Source organism: Streptomyces zagrosensis (assembly GCF_014203645.1).
Lineage (GTDB): Bacteria > Actinomycetota > Actinomycetes > Streptomycetales > Streptomycetaceae > Streptomyces > Streptomyces zagrosensis.
Window position 1 is genome coordinate 82,678 of sequence record NZ_JACHJL010000012.1, and the last position, 19,293, is coordinate 101,970.

At 68.7% G+C, this 19,293-nt stretch carries 12 protein-coding genes and 3 pseudogenes; 12 read left to right on the forward strand and 3 right to left on the reverse strand.

The features are described from left to right. Nucleotides 1-7: 7 nt before the first annotated feature. Nucleotides 8-670: pseudogene (locus tag FHS42_RS22155) on the reverse strand (TetR/AcrR family transcriptional regulator); the annotation flags it as partial. 62 nt (nucleotides 671-732) lie between these two features. Between FHS42_RS22155 and abc-f the strand changes: the two are divergent. From abc-f to FHS42_RS22185, 6 genes are all read left to right on the forward strand, one after another. Then, the gene (abc-f, locus tag FHS42_RS22160; RefSeq protein WP_184574611.1) at nucleotides 733-2,346 is read left to right on the forward strand and encodes a ribosomal protection-like ABC-F family protein; all 1,614 of its coding nucleotides are present in this window, start codon (nucleotides 733-735) and stop codon (nucleotides 2,344-2,346) included. Between the two features lie 108 nt (nucleotides 2,347-2,454). Continuing rightward, nucleotides 2,455-3,135: a histidine phosphatase family protein gene (locus tag FHS42_RS22165; RefSeq protein ID WP_184574613.1), complete on the forward strand. Its 681-nt coding sequence runs from the start codon at nucleotides 2,455-2,457 to the stop codon at nucleotides 3,133-3,135. Further along, nucleotides 3,125-4,018 (forward strand): ADP-ribosylglycohydrolase family protein, encoded by an 894-nt coding sequence (locus FHS42_RS22170; RefSeq protein WP_184574614.1) that lies wholly within the window; start codon nucleotides 3,125-3,127, stop codon nucleotides 4,016-4,018. The genes FHS42_RS22165 and FHS42_RS22170 overlap by 11 nt, the downstream gene beginning before the upstream one ends. Nucleotides 4,019-4,458: 440 nt before the next feature. After that, nucleotides 4,459-4,686 carry a hypothetical protein gene (locus tag FHS42_RS22175; protein WP_184574616.1) on the forward strand — a complete coding sequence of 76 codons (228 nt, stop codon included), beginning with the start codon at nucleotides 4,459-4,461 and terminating at the stop codon, nucleotides 4,684-4,686. A gap of 165 nt (nucleotides 4,687-4,851) precedes the next feature. Continuing rightward, complete coding sequence (rnhB, locus tag FHS42_RS22180) at nucleotides 4,852-5,562, forward strand: ribonuclease HII (RefSeq protein ID WP_184574618.1); 711 nt, start codon at nucleotides 4,852-4,854, stop codon at nucleotides 5,560-5,562. A 58-nt stretch (nucleotides 5,563-5,620) separates the two neighbouring features. Then, nucleotides 5,621-6,250: a hypothetical protein gene (locus FHS42_RS22185; RefSeq protein ID WP_184574620.1), complete on the forward strand. Its 630-nt coding sequence runs from the start codon at nucleotides 5,621-5,623 to the stop codon at nucleotides 6,248-6,250. Between the two features lie 173 nt (nucleotides 6,251-6,423). Here FHS42_RS22185 and FHS42_RS22190 read toward each other — a convergent pair whose 3' ends face one another. After that, nucleotides 6,424-7,044, reverse strand: a complete 621-nt coding sequence (locus tag FHS42_RS22190; RefSeq protein WP_184574622.1) for a hypothetical protein — start codon at nucleotides 7,042-7,044, stop codon at nucleotides 6,424-6,426. A 919-nt stretch (nucleotides 7,045-7,963) separates the two neighbouring features. Here FHS42_RS22190 and FHS42_RS22195 point away from each other — a divergent pair. Both FHS42_RS22195 and FHS42_RS22200 read left to right on the forward strand, forming a co-directional pair. Further along, nucleotides 7,964-10,123: a RecQ family ATP-dependent DNA helicase gene (locus FHS42_RS22195; RefSeq protein WP_184574624.1), complete on the forward strand. Its 2,160-nt coding sequence runs from the start codon at nucleotides 7,964-7,966 to the stop codon at nucleotides 10,121-10,123. An 838-nt stretch (nucleotides 10,124-10,961) separates the two neighbouring features. Continuing rightward, a complete protein-coding gene (locus FHS42_RS22200) occupies nucleotides 10,962-12,554 on the forward strand; it encodes a DUF4192 domain-containing protein (RefSeq protein ID WP_184574626.1) in 1,593 nt (530 codons plus the stop codon). Nucleotides 12,555-12,648: 94 nt separating this feature from the next. On the opposite strand, the pseudogene FHS42_RS22205 reads toward FHS42_RS22200, so the two are convergent. Continuing rightward, nucleotides 12,649-13,805, reverse strand: a pseudogene (locus FHS42_RS22205) (IS701 family transposase). A gap of 364 nt (nucleotides 13,806-14,169) precedes the next feature. Between FHS42_RS22205 and FHS42_RS22210 the strand changes: the two are divergent. The 4 genes and pseudogenes from FHS42_RS22210 to FHS42_RS22225 all read left to right on the forward strand — a co-directional run bounded on the left by FHS42_RS22210 (nucleotide 14,170) and on the right by FHS42_RS22225 (nucleotide 19,225). Next, nucleotides 14,170-14,589 (forward strand): effector-associated constant component EACC1, encoded by a 420-nt coding sequence (locus FHS42_RS22210; protein WP_184574628.1) that lies wholly within the window; start codon nucleotides 14,170-14,172, stop codon nucleotides 14,587-14,589. Next, entirely contained in the window at nucleotides 14,582-16,387 is a 1,806-nt protein-coding gene (locus tag FHS42_RS22215) for a caspase family protein (protein WP_184574629.1), read from the forward strand. The genes FHS42_RS22210 and FHS42_RS22215 overlap by 8 nt, the downstream gene beginning before the upstream one ends. A 74-nt stretch (nucleotides 16,388-16,461) precedes the next feature. Then, a pseudogene (locus tag FHS42_RS22220) lies at nucleotides 16,462-17,707 on the forward strand (IS701 family transposase). Between the two features lie 756 nt (nucleotides 17,708-18,463). Further along, a complete protein-coding gene (locus tag FHS42_RS22225; protein ID WP_184574631.1) occupies nucleotides 18,464-19,225 on the forward strand; it encodes an NUDIX hydrolase in 762 nt (253 codons plus the stop codon). Nucleotides 19,226-19,293 lie beyond the last annotated feature (68 nt).

Below are 19,293 nucleotides of genomic sequence, written 5' to 3' on the forward strand. Positions count from 1 at the left end.
CAGGGGCGGTAGGCGCGCTCACATAGGCCCCGGCACGGGTCGCGACGAGCGCGGCAAGGGCGCTCTGTTCGGCGTGCAGGGGGGCTAGGGGTTCGTGGGTGACGAAGACGCGGAAGAAGAGAGGGGCTGAGACGGCGCGCGCGACGGCTTCGGCGTCGGTGCCAAGGGGAGCCTCGCCTCGCTCGATGGCCCGGCTGATCAAGGGCCCACACCGGCTGAACCGCTCGCGGTAGAAGGCACGCAGCCCTTGTGCGGCACGCTCCGACTGGAAGGCCGCGGCGATAAACGCTGAGGGCGCGGCGGCTGTGGCGCGGTCGCCGAAGGTGGCCGTGACCTCGTTGGCCAGAGCACGTAGATCGCCTTCGAGGGTGCCGGTGTCCGGCGGTGACCAGGAATCCTCCCCTGCGAGGTCGAGTGCGTCCGCGATCAGACCGTCAACGCTGCCCCAGCGCCGGTACAGCGTGGTCTTGTGAACCCCTGAGTGCTCCGCGACGTACTCGACGGTCAGGCCCGGATAGCCGTGATCCGAGAGGCCAGTGAGGACGGCGTCGCGGACGGCCGCCCGAGTGCGGGCCGTGCGCCCGCCGGGACGTACGGTCCCCGGCAGCTGATCGGCAGGTTCTCGATTCAATTGCGACTCCCGTTGCGTTAGGTCGGGCGAGTGTGTCATGCTGATCGTAACGCAACAACGGTTGCATTTGAAGCCTGGTCGCTGAGTCTGGAGGATTTCGGTTGCCTACTCAAATCTCACTGCGCGGCGTCACCGTCTCCCGTGGGGACCGACTGCTGCTCGATGCTGTGTCCTTCTCCGTCCGTCCGGGCGAGCGGATCGGCATCGTCGGGGAAAACGGTGCAGGCAAGTCCACTCTGCTGCGCCTGCTGGCCGGCGTGGACCGGCCCGATGAGGGGGTGGTGATCACGGTCGCCGAGGGAGGGGCGGGCTACCTCGGGCAGGCTCCGCAACTACCCCAGGACCGTACGGTTGGCGATGCGATAGACCAGGCCTTGGACGAACTGCGGGCCATGGAGCGACGGCTGCGTGCGCTGGAGCAGATCCTTGGCGAGGCCGGCCCCCAGGAGCTGGCGGAATACGGCGAACTGCTCGCTGCATTCGAGGAGCGCGGTGGGTATGAGGCCGATGCTCGTGTGGACAAGGCCCTGCATGGCCTGGGCCTCGCGCACATCGGCCGCGAGCGACGCCTTGGCGGGCTCTCCGGCGGTGAGCAGGCCCGGCTGGGGTTGGCCTGTATGGTCGCAGCCGCCCCCGAGGTGATGCTGCTCGATGAGCCGACCAACCACCTCGACACCGCGGCGCTGACCTGGCTGGAGGGCGCCCTGCGGGCTCACTTGGGCACGGTGCTCGCGGTCTCGCATGACCGGGTCTTCCTGGAGCGGGTAGCCACCGCTGTCCTGGAGGTGGACGGTGAGCGGTGCGCACTCGTGCGGTACGGAGGCGGGTACTCGACATACGTCGAGGAACAGGCCGCAGCCCGTCGCCGCTGGGAACAGTCCTACGAACAGTGGTGCGCACAGACTGCCGCGCTCGCCGAGATCGCCGTCACCACCGCCCCACGCGTCGCCCCCGGTCGGGCGAGGAAAGACGGCAACAAGATGGCCTACGACCGGGACAAGGGCCGTGTCCAAGCATCGGTCTCCACCCGGGTGCGCAATGTGCAGGAACGGCTGCGCCGGCTCCACGAGGACCCGGTGCCCAGGCCGCCGGACCCGCTGCGGTTCACCGCCACGCCTGCGGCGGGCACGGCAGGCGGGGAGCTCGTGGGCCTTAGCGGCGTGCGAGTGGCCGATCGGCTCACCGTGGACGCCCTGTCGGTGCGCGCCGGGGAGCGACTGCTGATCCACGGCGCCAACGGGGCGGGTAAGTCCACGCTGCTGCGGGTCATGGCCGGAGTGATCCAGCCGGACGAGGGCCGGGTGATACGCCGAGGAAGGATCGGCTACCTCGCCCAGGAGATACCGGTGGACAACCCCACGGAGCGGCTGCTGGCCACATTTGGTCGGGGCCTGCCGGAGGGGCCTGAGGAACACGCCCAGCGGCTGCTGTCCTACGGGCTGTTTCGCGCACGCGATCTGCATGTGCCGGTGGGCTCCCTCTCGGTTGGCCAGCGCCGCCGCCTGGCGCTTGCCCGATTGATGGCCAGGCCAGCGGATCTGCTGTTGCTCGATGAGCCGACCAATCACCTTGCACTCAGCTTGGTTGAGGAGTTGGAGGAGGCCCTTGGGAGGTGGTCCGGTGCTCTGGTGGTGGTCTCCCACGACCGGCTGCTGCGCAGCCGCTTCACCGGCGCTCACCGTGAGATACGCGACGGGCGACTGGCCGGCGGCTGACCGCTGTCACTGCTATCACTTGCTATCACTGCTGTTCGTGCTGTCCGGACGCGCGGTCCTGCAACCGTCCCCACGGCAGTCGAACGATGGTCGATCTAGGGTGGCCGCATGGCACGACCCCAGCGCATTGTCCTTGTCCGGCACGGCGAGTCCGAGGGAAACGTCGATGACACCGTCTACGAAAGAGAGCCTGACCATGCGCTGGCCCTGACGCCCAAAGGCCAGCAACAGGCCGCCGAAGCGGGTGCCGAACTACAGAAGGCCTTCGCGAACGAGGAGATTTCCGCGTATGTCTCCCCGTACCGCCGCACTCACGAGACGTTTCATCTGCTGGGTCTTGACCCCTCGCGGACGCGGGTACGGGAGGAGCCGAGGCTCCGGGAGCAGGACTGGGGTAATTGGCAGGACCGAGACGATGTTCGCAGGCAGAAGGCGTACCGCGATGCATACGGCCACTTCTTCTACCGGTTTGCGCAGGGCGAGTCCGGCGCTGATGTATACGACCGGGTGGGTGCCTTCCTGGAGAGTCTGTGGCGCAGCTTCGAAGACCCTGGTCACCCGTCCAACGTTCTGCTGGTGACTCACGGTCTGACCATGCGGTTGTTCTGCATGCGCTGGTTTCACTGGAGCGTCGCGGAGTTTGAGGCGCTGTCCAACCCGGGCAACGCCGAATATCGGTCCCTGGTGCTGGGCGACGACGGACGGTACCGCCTTGACCGGCCCTTCGAGCGCTGGTGCACCCCTGAGCCGTATCCGCTACCGGTTAGAGTTCGCTGCGATGACCGCTGACCGCTTCGAACGTGCCCACGCGAGCCTGCGCGGGTTGGCCGTGGGCGACGCCCTCGGTTCCCAGTTCTTCGTCCCCGCCAACTATCCCTCCCTTCAAGCACGCGCGTTGCCGACCGGCCCATGGCAGTGGACCGACGACACCGAGATGGCCTGCTCCGTGTTGGCCATCTTGGCGGTGCACGGCCGCATCGATCAGGACGCGCTCGCCGCCTCGTTCGCCACGCACCACGACTTCGACCGCGGTTACGGTCCGGCGGTGAATCGGATGCTGAGACTGGTCAGGGAGGGGGCGGACTGGCGCAAACTGGCCGCCGGACTCTTCAACGGCCAGGGCTCTTGGGGCAACGGCGCCGCCATGCGCATCGCCCCGCTAGGTGCCTGGTATGCGGGCGATCCCGAACAGGCGTCCCATCAGGCGGAGATCTCCGCGTACACCACGCATCAGCACCGAGAGGCGGTGGCGGGAGCAATGGCGGTAGCGGCTGCTGCGGCCTTGGTCGCCGACCCGGCTGGACCCAAGGAGCCAGAGCGGTTGCTGGATGAGGTGGTGGCGCTGGTGCCGCGCAGCGCGGTCCAGGCGGGGGTGCGGCGCGCCCGCGACATGCTCGACTTCGCTGACCCCGTCACCGTCGCCGCCGTGCTTGGTTGTGGGCGCCGTACGAGCGCGCATGACACGGTGCCGTTCGCGCTATGGGCAGCGGCGGGTCATCTCGCTTCCTACGAGCAGGCATTTTGGGCGACCGCGCAAGCAGGCGGCGACGTGGATACCACCTGCGCGATCGTCGGTGGCATCGTCGCGGCCAGAGTGCAAAGTGCCCCACCCGCCACGTGGCAGGAGCGTACCGAGAAACTCCCCGACTGGGTGCCCGCCACGGCGCGCTGATCAAGGCGCCGCTCGGGCCGCCGACCACGGGGCCCGGTGGCCCCTGAGCGCTACGCGTCGGGGCCACGGGAGCGGATCGGCGCCTTGTGATCGGTTCGCACGCCGGTTGCACGCTGGTTTGTCCGCTGATGGCATGGCGGTGCCGCCGGTCTCGCGCTCGCCGCGGTGCCGCTCAGTGCCTCAATGTGGCTCTGGCACACCTTGATCATGAACAGTTTCACCACGAAGGTGACGCCCACCAGCGCCGAGGCCGCGCTGAAGAGAGGCATGCGAGGTGCCGCGCGTCATCGCCTCGTGACCCCATGACACGGGCGGTTTTCCGGCCTCGCCTCGGACCGCATCGGCCCTCTGTTCCGTAGTGCTGCCAGCCAGCCGGTCAGCCGGTCAGGAAGAAGGAGGCTGCTCCTCGGCCTCGGCTTCGTCCTCACAGGCTCGCGGAGGTGAAGATCGTCATCAAACGTCATCAATATGGAAAGCCCGAGTGCACCGCACATCTGCTGCATTGCATTGAGCAGCCCGGATGCCGCCCCCGCTTCGTGTCGGGCAACACTGCAAACAGCGGTGACAGCGACGGTGAGGATGAGGGTGACGAAGTGCAAACGTATGCCGAAGCCGAAGCGGACCATCGGGCCCACGGATGCTTCCGCCGTACGAACTGTCGGGCGTGATCGCGAGCTCCCAGGTCTTGCCGATGCCTGCGATGGCCGTTCCCGACGCGGCACGGCTTGCGGCCGAATCACTGGCAGCAGCCGCAGTGAGAGGCCGGCGCGCGTGATGCTTTCCTCCTCCGGGTGGACACTCGCTGACCCAAGCGGCGTAGTCTTAGCCTCGCCATGCCCTACGAACCGCCCACCCACACCGTCGAGCGCTCATTGCGCGCCACGACCGGAGCCAAAATCATCGCCGGAGTCGATGAGGTCGGCCGTGGAGCGTGGGCTGGTCCGGTCACCGTCTGCGCCGCCATCACCGGGTTGCGCCGCCCGCCCACCGGACTCACCGACTCCAAGCTACTGACGCGGGATCGCCGTACGGAGATGGCCGCGGTGCTGGCCACCTGGGTGACCGCGCACGCACTCGGCCACTCATCGCCCGAAGAGATCGACAAGTTGGGTATGACCGAGGCGCTGCGGCTCGCCGCGACACGTGCCTTGGACGCGCTGCCGGTGCGGCCCGACGCGGTGATCCTCGACGGCAAGCACGACTATCTCGGCGTACCTTGGCGGGTCCGAACGGTGATCAAGGGCGACCAGTCGTGCATCGCTGTAGCCGCCGCCTCCGTGCTGGCAAAGGTGCAGCGGGACGCGATGATGGCGGAACTGGGCGTCGGCTGTGCTGAGTTCCGCTTTGAAGACAACGTGGGTTACCCGTCGCCCACGCACCGTGCCGCCCTGGAGGAACTGGGCCCCACCGTGCATCACCGGTTGTCCTGGGCCTACCTGGACTCGCTGCCGCGCTGGCAGCACCTCAAGCGGCCCCGAGTCGCTCCGGAAATCGCCGACTTGGAGAGCGAAGGCCAGCTCGGTTTCGACTTCACAGGGGCCTAAATCGCCCAACCGGCCACCCGCCGGCGCGACCCGCGTCGGCGTTTGATAGACATCACACATGCCTCTCATCCCCGAGGAGCCTCAGATTCACGAGAGTGTCCCGGGTCCCCGCGTAGCGCCGGCTTCCGGCCATGCAGCGGCGACCCCCCGTCCCGTTCCCGGCCCTGGCCCCCGGCCCGTCCCGATGCGGCCCGGTCGTCCCGGATCGAACCGAGGCCCGGCGACCCCGGCGCAGCGCACGTCCTCGGACGCTGCGCGGCCCGCGTCGGTCCCCGCCGCCGTCCCGTCCAAGGTGTCAACTACGCCGCAGATCCAGCTCATCCCCGCCTCTGAGCAGGGGGCGCTGGACGCCGCGGACGAAGCCGTTGACCTGCTGTTCGACTCCGGCCGTGCACCCGGTGAGGTGTTGGTGCTCACGACCGGCGATCCGCACCCGTGGGCGGCGCACGAGCTGTCCTTCGGCGAGGCGTCGTACTGGGCGCAGCACGACGCAGGCGATGACGTTTTCTACGCAGCCGCTGACGCCGGCCGCGCCAGCGGCCGTCCGGTCGTGGTCGTGGCCGTCAACGGTGGCGCCGACGACGCCGTGGCCCAGTTGCTGCCCAAGGCGATGTCCCGTGCCGGTGTACTGCTCATCGTTTGCGGCGACCCGCAGCGGATCAACAGCATGCTTACCGCGGGCGTTTAGCTCCCGCGGGCCAGCCGCGCCAACCTGATGTACGCCGGCCGGGCGCTCCCTCGTGAAGGGGGCGTCCGGCCAGTGGCGTGCGCCGACTGAAAAGTATGTGCGGCCCCTCAGCGACAGCGGTGTGTCGCCTGGGCGCACGGTGGTAGTTGGCCCCGGCGCGTACGGGGTGCGGGTCAGCAAGCGGCCGAGTGCTGTAGTCCGCCGGGGGCTGCGCCGTCTACGTTGCGGCTGGCCGCACCATCGACCGAGATCTCCGTCGCCTCCGCCGCGAACGCTTCGCGCCGGGACCCTGCGTAGGGGCGCCGACCGCTGCGCCCCTCACCCAGTACCTGCCAGCCACTAGGCGTCATCGTGATGTACGCACCGCAGCGCAGGCCGTGCAGGGTGCACGCGTCGCGCAGTCCCCACATCCACGCGCCGTCTTCCTCGGTCCAGTTCCCGCTACCCTCCCGGCAGTACAGCAGCACCGCCGTACGCACCGGGGCTCGCAACCGCAGGTCGTGCGGGATGATCCGACGCAGCCGTGCCAGCAGTCCGTTGCGCAACTCCCACCCGTCGGCGTCCGTGCTGCGCTGGCGGAAGGATGCGCTGGCCGCCAGCCGACCATCTTGGTGGAGCACCCCGACCACCGCAGTTGACGGTAGGGGCAGATGGCGCGCGTGTAGGCCGCTGACCAGTTCGCGAGGGTTGGAGAGCAGGGGGATTTTGGCGGCGGCCCACTCGGCGGGTTCGAGTATGCGGCCCAGGCGGTGGGAGGGATCGTATGCAGGGGGTGGGGCGAAACCGAAGGTCACGGTCCTCCCTTCCTCTCTGTGCCCGAGCTGGGCAGGGCGGCGGGCATGGCACGCACCACGGAAGTGCCCAGCTAGGGGAACGGGACGACCGGGGAGCCGATCCAATCTTCGCGGTCACGCTGGCGGGCGGCAATGAACAGCTGGTGAGACTGACCGCTATCCGGCCATATGTGGCCTTTATTTCTGGTCGTTGGTGCTACAAATCTTGTCCTTAGGCATCCCCGCACCGCGAGGACCAGTGGAAACAGCTCCCGGGCGCCGGCCTGCGGTAGCAGCGGGGCGGCTGCCGTGAGGGGCCAGCCGGGAGCGATGCGGTTCCATCGAGGGCGCTGGAGTGGGCAGGCCAGGTGGCCACCCGGCTATGCACGGGCTCAGGGCAGACGGCGTGCCGTGGTCGGTAGATGTAGCACGCCTGAGCTCAGGCTCGGTCCAGCGGCCCCGCGGAGTACCAGTGTTCGCGCCCAACGTTGCCGGAGCACCCGGGCACCCGGGCACCCGGTCGTTCGGCGAGGCCGTGCTGACGCGTGCGCTTGCGGTCATCGCGGTGGCCGGTGCGGGCCCATCCGGTGGCAGAGCGGTGAGCACCATGCGCAGCCTGCGACAGTCCAGGCGGACGCCACGGCCCCGGTCGCGGAGGCGGTGCGCCTCATCGACGACCAGCCGCCCCGTGGACGCGGAGACCTCAGGCAACATCTGATCGCGGACATCGCAAGTATTCAGCCGCTCGGGGCCACCGCACCAAGCACGCATCCGCCGGAACGGAGCCTTTGACCTGCGTAAACATGGCCATTGAGAACGTTGTGGCCGAGTAGTCGCGCCAGCCATTCTCGTTCGGTAGGTGGTTGGTGGACCACCGGTGAGCTCCCCGTCACGCCCGGCGAAGTGGCCGAGTGTCCTAGCTATCGGGTTGCATGGAGGCATGGACAACCTGGAGCTCCGCACCGAAGCCGACGCCATCCTCGCTGAACTAGTCGGCGGCCCTGGGGGTGCTGCGCGGTTGCGGGAGGACCAGTGGCAGGCGGTGGCGGCTCTGGTGGAGGAGCGTCGGCGTGCTCTGGTGGTGCAGCGCACTGGTTGGGGCAAGTCGGCGGTGTACTTCGTGGCCACCGCGCTGCTGCGCCGACGCGGCTCCGGCCCCACGGTGATCATCTCGCCCTTGCTCGCGCTGATGCGCAACCAGGTGGCGTCGGCGGCGCGGGCCGGTATCCAGGCGCGCACCATCAACTCGGCCAATCCGGAAGAGTGGGACACCATCTACAAGGAGGTCGAGCGCGGCGAGACCGACGTTCTCCTCGTCAGCCCGGAACGCCTTAATTCTGTGGATTTTCGTGATCAGGTGTTGCCCAAGCTTGCGGCCACGACCGGATTGCTGGTGGTCGATGAGGCACACTGCATCTCCGACTGGGGGCACGACTTTCGGCCGGACTACCGCCGGTTGCGGGCGATGCTCGCTGAGCTTGCCCCCGGTGTGCCGGTGCTGGCCACCACCGCGACCGCCAACGCGCGAGTCACTGCGGATGTGGCCGAGCAGTTGGGGACCGGTGCCGGCGAGGCACTGGTGCTGCGCGGTCCGCTGGAGCGCGAAAGTCTCCGACTCGGTGTGGTCCGGTTGCCTGCTGCCGCGCATCGCCTGGCCTGGCTTGCCGAGCACCTGGAGGAGCTGGAGGGCTCCGGAATCATCTACACCCTCACCGTCGCCGCAGCCGAGGAGGCCACCGCCTTTCTTCGCCTGCGCGGCTTCACGGTGGCCTCCTATACGGGGCGCACGGAGAACGCCGATCGGCTACAGGCCGAGATCGATCTCCAGGAGAACCGGGTCAAGGCGCTGGTTGCGACGTCCGCGCTCGGCATGGGCTTCGACAAGCCGGACCTGGGCTTCGTCGTTCATCTGGGCTCACCGTCCTCGCCGATTGCCTACTACCAGCAGGTGGGGCGCGCGGGCCGCGGGGTTGAGCATGCTGATGTGCTGCTGCTGCCGGGCCAGGAGGATGAGGCCATCTGGCGCTACTTCGCCGACACCGCATTCCCGCCCGAGGCACAGGTCCGTCAGACCCTGGCCGCCCTCGCCGATGCGGGGCGTCCGCTGTCCGTCCCGGCCCTGGAGGCCCTCGTTGACCTCCGGCGCACCCGTTTGGAGACCATGCTCAAGGTGCTTGACGTGGACGGGGCCGTCAAACGAGTGAAGGGTGGCTGGACTTCCACCGGTGAACCGTGGGTCTACGACGCCGAGCGGTACGTCTGGGTAGCTCGGCAGCGCGCGGCCGAGCAGCAGGCCATGCGGGATTACGTCAGTACATCCCAGTGCCGGATGGAGTTCTTGCGCCAGCAGTTGGACGACGAGGGGGCGGCCCCCTGCGGCCGTTGCGACAACTGCGCGGGAGCCTGGGCCGATTCATCTGTTACGGCTGAGACGTTGTCGGGGGCAGCGAAGGAACTGGATCGCCCGGGCGTGGAGGTTGAGCCGCGCCGCATGTGGCCGACGGGCATGTCCGCCCTGGGCATCGATCTCAAGGGTCGTATCCCGGCCAAGGAGCAGTGTTCCACCGGCCGCGCCCTGGGACGGCTCTCGGACATCGGCTGGGGCAACCGGCTACGCCCGCTGTTGGCGGAGAGCGCGCCCGATAGGCCGGTCCCCGACGACGTCTTGCAGGCCGCGGTGGCGGTCCTCGCCGATTGGGCGCGCTCCCCGGGCGGCTGGGCGTCGAATGCCCCAGATGCCGCTGCCCGACCGGTGGGCATCGTCGCTGTGCCGTCCCTGGCCCGTCCGCAACTGGTCGGCTCCCTCGCCCAAGGACTCGCGACCATTGGCCGCCTCCCCTTCCTGGGAAGCCTGACGTACACCGGGCCGAGCGGCGCGCATGCGGTACGTCGCAGCAACTCAGCCCAGCGCGTCAGTGCGCTGTCCGGAGCCTTCACCGTCTCTGAGGAGCTGGCTGGTGCGCTGGCTCACTCTCCCGGCCCCGTCCTCCTCGTGGACGACTACACCGACTCCGGCTGGACCCTCGCCGTCACTGCTCGTCTGCTCCGCCAGGCAGGCAGTGCCCAGGTTCTCCCGCTGGTCCTCGCTGCGGCAGGCTGAGCTTCCTGCCTCTGTGGGCGTGGTGAAGGCCTGGGGCGGCGGCGTCCTCACGTTGGCCAGGACACCCCGCCCACTCAACTCGGCTCCTAATCATGCCCAGTTGGAAGTCGGGTTCTCGGTCGGCGGCGACCTGGCCACAGCGGCCCTGGTACTGAGCCGCTGTGGCGCCCTCTTCGACAACCTGAACGCGGCGAATACCGCCCCCGCCCGGCCGTTGCCGTTACATCGCACCGTCGTACGTGCCCACCAGCACGCCCCTGGGACTCGATAAGAAGCCCTCAATCTGGCGCCCGGGCTGCCTCGGGGCGGTCTGACCAGCACGGGGCGGTCTGACCAGCACGTGGCGCCTGGCCGGCGCCGATGCCGGCACCGGCTGTCCACTTGCCTCCACTCTCACGGGCGAGAACGCCACCCTCACGGGCGAGAACGCCAACGACTGCACTCAGTTCACCCCCATGACTGCAACCGGACTCACCGTCGCGACTGCACCCCAGTTCACGGCCGGGGTGGGGGCCGTCCAAGCGTCCACACCAGAACTGGGACGGCTCCCGGCAGTCTCGGGTGATCTCGGGCATGGTTACTCCGCGCCCTCGCGACGAGGGCTACTCCTTGAGGGCCGGCTGGACCTGACTGCGACGGCGCAGTGCCAGCCACACCATCTCGGAGCAGGCCGATCCCCTGCGTCGGCACCCATGCAACCTGATTCCTCGGCATCGCGCGGACGAGTCTCGCAACCTGTGGATAACTCTGTCCGTCATGCAATTAGTACGACAATATGGCGATCTACGAGTTATCCACAGGGCTGGTGAGATCTTGCCGATCACGCGACTCTCGGGCCATGACGAACCGCAACGAACCCTTCAGCCCGTCCGGCTCCTCCGACTCGCCCCACCCGCAGTCTTCGCACTCCGCAGACCTGGGCCAGATCACGCTCCGCAGTCCGGCCGAGCTTGCCGATGCCCTCCCGTATCTCCTCGGCTTCTATCCCACGGACAGCGTGGTGATGATTGCGCTGCACGGCGAGCGCGGTCGCTTCGGCGGCAGGCTGCGCCTTGGCATCCCCACCACGCCCCAGGACTGGCCGGCAATTTGCGACCAGCTCGCCGAATGCCTGATCGCCGGCAGCCGGCAACGTGGCCACCAGATCACTGGCGTCGTCCTCTTCCTTTGCCAAGACCCCGCGCGTGACGAGAGCGGACAGCAGGTGATGGAGCGACTGCGCCCGCTCGCCCAGCGGCTACGCCTCGCGTGCGGCGCCCTGGAAGCCCCCATCTACGAGGCGCTCTGCATCTCGGAAGACACCTTCTGGTCTTACTGCTGCCCTGACCAGCGCTGTTGCCCTCCTCAAGGGACACCGCTCGTTCTTCCCGGCACCTCTGCCATGGCCGCCGCTGCCGCATATGCGGGAATTCAGGTCCGCGGCTCGCTCCGACAGATGGAGGATCGACTAGCGCCGCTGTCTGCACCGCGAGCACCCGAGCAGGAGCAAGCGCTGGACGAGGCCGCCACCGCCCTCGTCCCCAAGATGCTCGGCGACGCCGACCGCGCGACGGTGCGCGGCAAGACACTCAACGTTGCAGGACAGGTCCTCGAACGTTTCAAGAAAGCCGAGCCGGTGACGGGCTGCTCGGCGGCCGACGACCGAGATGATCATCTCCTGCAACACGATGAGGCAGCGGAGATCATCCTCGGCATTCAGGACCGTGCCACGCGCGACCGGGCCGCTGAGTGGATGGAAGGACCTGAGGCGGCGCCCGCGCTACGCCTGTGGCGCGCGCTCGCCCGCCGTTGCGTGGGCGCCTATGCGGACCACGCAGCAGCGCCGCTCACCCTGGCGGGTTGGGTTGCCTGGTCACTGGGCGACGAGCCCGAGGCCCGGGTCGCTCTCAGTCGAGCTCTGCACGCGGACCCCGATTATGTCTTCGCCAGGCTGCTGCACCAGGCATGCAACGAGGGAATTGATCCCGAGCCGCTGCGGCGGTGCCTGCGTGAGGCGCAGGCCGGGCGTTCGGCGGACAGCGCCGTACTGAGCGCCGTAAGGGAAGAACTACGGCGCCTTGCGGGGAAGGACAACAAAACCCGGCGTCCTACGGGCGATACGCCGACCACAGGGGAGCGCACGGTACAGCGCAAGCCCGTACCGCAGCCACCGCGAGCGCGAGATGCGCGCGCCGTACGCGAGAGCGGCACGCGATCCGGGGGAGACGGGGCCCCACCGGCGCACCATGCCGCCGGGACACAAGGAACCCAGAGCCCATCGACTGACGGAGTGCCAACGGTGCCGCAGCAGCGACGGCGCATTCGGTGCTTGCAGCCAGGCAAGGGAAGCCGGCCGGCCACACGGCGCGGCGCGGGTGAGACGCGCGGCCCGGCGGGCAAGCCGCGGGCACGCCGCCGCAGCGGGCCGCGCGATGTGAACGGCAGGGACTAGTACTCCAGTCAGACATCGTTGCCTGAGCTGGTTCTTCTTCGGTAGTGGCAGCGGCGGGCGATGGCCTGGTGCTGTCTGCGCCAGAGGGACCAGTTCAGGGCGTGGACGACTGGTCCGAGGCGGGGTGTGGGGCGGGGCCAGAGAGTGTCCAGGAGTCTGCGGATCTCTGCCACCGTGAAGCGGATGGTGCTGGTGGGGTCGTTTGTGCGGCCCCCTTTCGGTGGCCTGGGCTGCGACTGCGGCCAGGAATGCGTGGGCGAGCATGGCCAGGGTGATGTGTCGATACCAGCGCGGATACCGACGGACCTCGTACTGGTCGAGGCCGCATTCGTTCTTGGCGGCTTGGAAGGCTTCCTCGATCGCCCAGCGCGAGCCGGCGATGCGGACCAGGTCGGCGACGCTGGTGCCGTTCGGGGCGTAGGCGAGGTAGTAGGCGATCTCGTCCGGACGGACCAGGTGGCGGCGGCTCAGTACCCACCGCTGGTGGGTGGGCCGGTCGCCATCGAAGACACCGATCGCCGGTAGGCGGGCGGTCGCCCAATCGTAAACTCGCGGGCCTTTGGCGCCGTCTTCGCAGGAGTGCCGTTCCCATGCCTGCTTCGGGGCCTTAACGACGGCCTGGTCGATATGGCCGAAGGGAGCGTGCAACTGCTGCGGCTTCGGTACGGCCAGGACGTAACCGACGCCGGCTTCTTCCAGGGTGCAGCGCATGCGCCATTCCTGGCCGTAAGCACCCGTCACCCAGGCGATCGGCAGATGTGAGGCCAGCGCCCGCAGGATCATCGCGCGGGCCAGTGCGCCCTTGGTCGCGAACCTGTGGCTGTCTGCGACCTTCGCAGCCCGGCACCGGTTGGTGTCGGCAGTCCAGGACTTCGGGAGATACAGTTCCTGGTCCACCAGTGCCCTGCCCTTGGCCGATGCGTAGGCGGCGAAGACTGCGATCTGGCAGTTCTCGGTGCGGCCGGCGGTGCGGGAGTACTGCCTTTGCACCCCGGCGGACGCGGCGCCCTTCTTGAGGAAGCCGGTGTCGTCCACGATCAGGACCCCGTCCGTGGCGCCGAGGCGCTCGGCAACGTAGTGCTGGACGTCGTCCCGGACCACGTCAGCGTCCCAGGATGCACCGTTTAGCAGGTGCTGGAAGCCGGCCGGTCCGCGGTGACCTGCGTACTCAGCGAGCTGCCAGCCGTTTTTCCGTTCCACCGGCGCCAGCAGACCGCGCACGTAGTCCCGCATCCGCCACCGCAGATCCACCCTGGAAAACTAGCCCGCAACCCGCACGTACACCGACTCCAACTCCTCAGCCCACAGGTCGGCTTCGTCCACCCCCCACCATGCCCGGAACAACGAAGCCAACCAGCTCAGGCAACGATTTCTGACTGGAGTGCTAGGCGTGGTCCGCGTGCGGGAGCGTGTGGTGGGGGGAGCTCGGGTGCGTTGGTTACGCGGAGGCCAGCCAGGACACCGCGTACGGATGGGTGCGCGGCACCCGGCCGAACCGCTCGCCGGTGATCGCTGCGATGCCAGCGGGCCGCCGGCCCGACGGCACGAGGCTGCCAGGTGGCCTGCGCCACGTGTTACAAACGGCTGGGGACCGGAGCACGGGGAGGGCGGAACCATGGCGGAGGTTCGTTTGGCGGCTCGGAGTGACCGCTTCGACGAAGACGACGACCGCTGGCGGAGCCAGGTGCTTCATCTGCATCGAGCGCTCGAAGAGGCCGCGGGCCGTGTGGAGTGCCGCTCCGAGCCGGTCTCGGGGACCAAGGGGGCGCTCTCCGATGTGGTGCTCCACCTCACGGGCCCCGGCATCGTCGCCGGGCTCGTGGCGGCGCTCGTCGCGTGGCTCAAGCGTGATCGCGGCCGAAGTGTGCGTCTGACTTGGACCGTTGACGGTCGGCGCGGCGAATTCACCGTAACGGGCACCACCATCGACAACGACACCCTCCGCAGCGCGCTGGAGCACGGCCTGCACGCGGCGGCGGGGGACTCGCCAGCCCCCGGCGAGCCGGACGACCAGAACGGCGCCTCGGGTGACTGAGTCGGGCAAGGCGTACCGGGCGCTCCTGATCGGCAACTCCGCGTTCCCCCGTGACCCCGACCGTCTGCGTACCCTCCTCGGGCCGCCGACGGACGTTCCCCTGCTGGCCGCGGCCCTGACGGACCCCGAGACGGGTCTGCACGAGGCCGACGCGGTGGGGACGGTCCTGGAACAGACCGCACAGCACATCAGAGACGAACTGGAGGAGTTCTTCGGGCGCGCGCTGCCGCACGAACAGCTCTTCCTCTACTACAGCGGGCACGGCCTCCTCGACCTCCGCAACAGGCTGCGCCTGTGCGCGCGCGACACCACGGTCGGACGTCTTCAGGCGCGTTCCGTAGACCTTGAGTTCATCAACGCGCTGATCGACGGGTGCGCGGCGCGGTCGATCGTCGTCATCCTGGACTGCTGCTTCAGCGGCGCCGCCGCCGTGAAGGGAACAGACCCCGCGGCCCAGTTGGCGGGGCACGGCCGGTTCGTGATGACCAGCTCCAGCAGTGCGGACACATCTGCCGACGCCGAGCGGGCGGGCGCGGCCAGCCCCTTCACCCGACACCTGGTCACCGGGCTGAGAACCGGTGCCTCCGGCCGGGATGACCTGGTCACGGCGTACGACGTCTTCCAGTACGTCCACCGCCGGCTCCTGGCCTCCGGGCAGACCCCGCACATGAAGACGGAAGCCGCGGTCGGCGCCATTCCCCTCGCGCGACGCCCGCAGCGGCCGGCCGAACGGGAGGGGGCGGCCGGCCCGGGCCGCACCGCCGGAGGTGACGCCCTTTCCCTCGACGTGCGCCCGGTCTTCACCGACCCCAACGGCACCCGGGCCCCGCTGGCCACGTACACCGACTCCAGCGGTCTCCTGCTCGTCCGCCTGCCCCAGCACGGAGCGTTCCTGACGACCCACCGCGAAGAGATCACCGCGGCGGCCGATGGCGCACCCGCCACCGCCGAACTGTACAACCGGGCGGCCGTCACGTGGCGCGCCGTCCACCCCCGCGAAACGGGACGCAAGGTGACGGACCTGCGCGCCGACACCTCGGGCGGCACCGTCGCGTTCATCTTGCCGGACGACGCGGGCACCGTGGAGTGGCAGGAGTGGCAAGTACGCGCCTTCCACCAGGCCAGGTCTCAGCGGCGCTGGCCGGGCACGCTTCACGCGCCGAACTCCACCATCGAGGAATACAAGACCGACCGGGTCTACCGGCGTCTCAGGACGGCTACCTGGCGGGCCCGGCTGTGGCTGTCGACCCTCGTCTCGATGGCAACGGTGCTGGTCTCGATGGTAACGGTGCTGGACGCCCCGACTGGCGACACCTGGTACGAACGTGGCTGCCGCGTAGTCCTCGGCTTGGCCTTTCTCTTATCGCTGTGCCAGACGCTCCTACACATCCAGGACACCCGGAGGTTTCGTCGCGTGCGCCGCGTGCTGTACGGCTCTGGCCTGTACGCCGTCTCGATGGTGATGGAGACCGGGTTCGTGACAGAGACCAGCTCCGACGGCTTCGGCGTGATCGAGCTGCAAAAGCCGTTCGCGTGGCTGCGGTACGACGGTGCGCCCGAGGCGTCGTTCACGCGGGGTGAACCCGATGGAATGCCGCTGGAGGAGGAACGGTCCATGTTGCCCGCACTCGCCGTGCCCCTCCACTCCTTCCACGGGCGGTACGTCAGGGAGCGGTGCGACCGGCCGGACAAGCCGGGACTCGAACGCGTCGAGGTCATCGGCACCCCGAGACCCGGGCACTGGGTGGTCATCTGTACCGAGGACGGCCTGCTCTGGCCGCACGCCGAGATCTGGTGAGGCATCGCCGACCATCGGGCTAGTACTCCAGTCAGAAATCGTTGCTTGAGCTGGCTGGTTTCGTTGGTCAAGGCATGGTGGGAGTGGACGACGCTGGTCCGTGGGCGGCTGAGCTGGAGTCGGTGTTTGCGCGGGTGGCGGGCCGTTTCTCGCGGGTGGATCTGCGGTGGCGTATGCGGGACTACATGCGGGGCCTGCTGGCGCCGGTGGAGCGGAAGAACGGCTGGCAGCTCGCCGAGTACGCGGGCCACCGCGGCCCGGCCGGCTTCCAGCACCTGCTTGACGGCGCGACCTGGAACGCCGACGCGCTCCGAGACGACGTGCAGCACCACGTTGCCGAGCAACTTGGCGACCCAAAGGGCGTGTTGATCGTGGACGACACCGGATTCCTTAAGAAGGGGACGGCTTCGGCCGGTATCCAGCGGCAGTACTCTGGCACCGCAGGCTGCACCGAGAACTGCCAGATCGAGGTCTTCGCCGCCTACGCGACGGCCAAGGGCCGGGCGCTGGTAGACCGCGAGTTGTACCTGCCGAAGTCCTGGACGGGCGAAGCGGTCCGGTGCCGGGCGGCGGGGATTCCCGGGAACCGGGGGTTCGCGACTAAGGGTGAGCTGGCCCGGGCGATGATCCTGCGCGGGCCCTGGCTTCGCCCCTGCCCGTCGCCTGGGTGAGCGGCGACTGTGCCTACGGGCAGGAATGGCGGATGCGCCGCACCCTGGAGGAGGCCGGTGTCGGCTACGTTCTTGCCGTGCCGAAGTCCCAGCAGCTTTATGCTCCCTTCGCACGGATCGACCACGCCATCGCCCAAGCGCCGGAGGAAGTCTGGGAACAGCTGTCCTGCGGCGAGGGGGCCAAGGGACCTCGGGCCCATGACTGGACGGCCGTTCGCCTTCCGGCCATCGACGTCTTCGACGGCGACGCACTGACGCACGAGCGGTGGATGCTGGCCCGCCGCAGCCTGCTAGGCCCGACGAGATCGCCTGCTACGTCGCCTACGCGCCCAACGGCATCGCGGTCGGGGACCTGGTCTGGGTCGCCGGGGCTCGCTGGGCGATCGAGGAAGCCTTCCAGGCAGCCAAGAACGAGTGCGGCCTGGACCAGTACGAGGTCCGCCGATACCCGGGCTGGTACCGGCACACCACCCTGGCCATGCTCGCCCACGCCTTCCTAGCTGTCCTCGCTGCCCAGGCCACTGCAAAGGGGGCAGCAGAAACGGCGCCACCAACACCATCCCCATCACCGCGGCAGAGGTCCGGCGGTTCCTGCACGTTCTGCTTCCCCGCCCCAAGCCCCACAACGGCCCCATCGCGCACGTTCTGAGCTGGACCCACTGGCGCAGACGACACCAGGCCACAGCCCGGCACTACCACTACCGAAGAAGAACCAGCTCAGGCAACGATTTCCGACTGGAGTACTAGTGAGGTCGCGCCGGGACGAAGGGGCTCGGAGGCGCTGCGGTCCTGCCCGAGCCCCCTGGCGGGCGAAGGTTCTAAGTGGGCTGGAGCTTGCGTGCTGCCCGAGCACCCGGCAAGTGCCGCAGTCTGCGGCCGAGTTCGGGCCCCGACAGTGAACTGCGCCTGGACTCCGACGCTCACCACCCGGCCAGCCCCGCCACGTCCCGCGCTCTGCTCGGCATCGGCTCCCCGGGACGCTCGACCTTCCTGGCGCGGCCGACTGTGGCGCGGACCGACTGTGGCACGGACCGAAAGTGGCGCGGACCGACCGACCGTGCCCCGGCTCCGGCACGTGGACCAGGTTCGGGCGTATGCCCTGGCACCTGCATCCAGCCGGTCGCAGTGCAATCGGTCGCACACACCGCACTACTCCCTGTGTGCCAGGCGTCCGTGTTGTAGACGGGGCAGCAACTCGCCCTCGATACGGGCAACACAGTCGGCTCCACCGAGGCTGAAAAAGGGCGCGGAAGCCGCGGACGGACGCCAGTTGAGGGAGTGAGGTGAGGATGTGGTGGTACATGGCATGGTCGTCCATCGGGGCGCTAGGCGCGGCGGCGAGGCGGATCTCGCTGAGGCAGCACAACGCCCTGTTTATCGTCAAGCAGACGACTATGATCCCTACATGCCCTACGACCCGTCGGCCTTCCCGCCCTTCGCCGTCACTGTCGATCTGGTCGTGCTCACCGTGCGACGGCACGCGCTGTGCGCGCTTGCGGTTCGCCGAGGCGAGCAGCCCTTCCAAGGGCGCTGGGCCTTGCCGGGAGGTTTCGTGCGGGAGGACGAGGACTTGGCGGCAGCCGCCGCGCGCGAACTCGTCGAGGAGACGGGCCTTCTCGCCCACGATCCGACGCTCCCGGCGCCACCGAACGGCGCGCACCTGGAGCAGTTGGCCACCTATGGCGACCCCGAGCGTGACCCCCGGATGCGGGTGGTGAGCGTCGCTCATTTGGCGCTCGCCCCCGACCTTCCCGCACCTCGTGCGGGTGGTGACGCCAATAGCGCACGCTGGGCGCCCGTCGAGTCCCTGCTGGACCAGGAGAACGCCTACGGCCGTGAGATCGGGCACGGCGAACCACTGGCCTTTGATCACGATCGCATCTTGGCGGACGGTGTGGAGCGAGCGCGTTCGAAGATCGAGTACTCCTCGCTCGCCACCGCTTTCTGCCCAGGCGAGTTCACCGTCGGTGAACTGCGCCGCGTCTACGAAGCGGTGTGGGGAGTGGCGCTTGATCCTCGCAACTTCCACCGGAAGGTGACCGGCACGCCAGGGTTTTTGGTGCCTACTGGCGGTACGACGACGCGCCAAGGCGGACGCCCCGCGCAGTTGTTCAGAGCGGGTGGTGCGACGGTGCTCAATCCGCCGATGTTGCGACCTGATGTGTGACACGGCGGTGTCATTTAGGTTGCGAATGCGTCGAAAATAGGACAGGTGAGGTTATATTTCTGCGATAG

Excerpts from the sequence above, each read along its gene's own strand:
- FHS42_RS22165 (WP_184574613.1), top strand. The coding sequence starts at position 2,455 with ATGGCACGACCCCAGCGCATTGTCCTTGTCCGGCACGGCGAGTCCGAG.
- FHS42_RS22170 (WP_184574614.1), top strand. The coding sequence starts at position 3,125 with ATGACCGCTGACCGCTTCGAACGTGCCCACGCGAGCCTGCGCGGGTTG.
- rnhB (WP_184574618.1), top strand. The coding sequence starts at position 4,852 with ATGCCCTACGAACCGCCCACCCACACCGTCGAGCGCTCATTGCGCGCC.
- FHS42_RS22185 (WP_184574620.1), top strand. The coding sequence starts at position 5,621 with ATGCCTCTCATCCCCGAGGAGCCTCAGATTCACGAGAGTGTCCCGGGT.
- FHS42_RS22195 (WP_184574624.1), top strand. The coding sequence starts at position 7,964 with ATGGACAACCTGGAGCTCCGCACCGAAGCCGACGCCATCCTCGCTGAA.
- FHS42_RS22200 (WP_184574626.1), top strand. The coding sequence starts at position 10,962 with ATGACGAACCGCAACGAACCCTTCAGCCCGTCCGGCTCCTCCGACTCG.
- FHS42_RS22210 (WP_184574628.1), top strand. The coding sequence starts at position 14,170 with ATGGCGGAGGTTCGTTTGGCGGCTCGGAGTGACCGCTTCGACGAAGAC.
- FHS42_RS22225 (WP_184574631.1), top strand. The coding sequence starts at position 18,464 with ATGCCCTACGACCCGTCGGCCTTCCCGCCCTTCGCCGTCACTGTCGAT.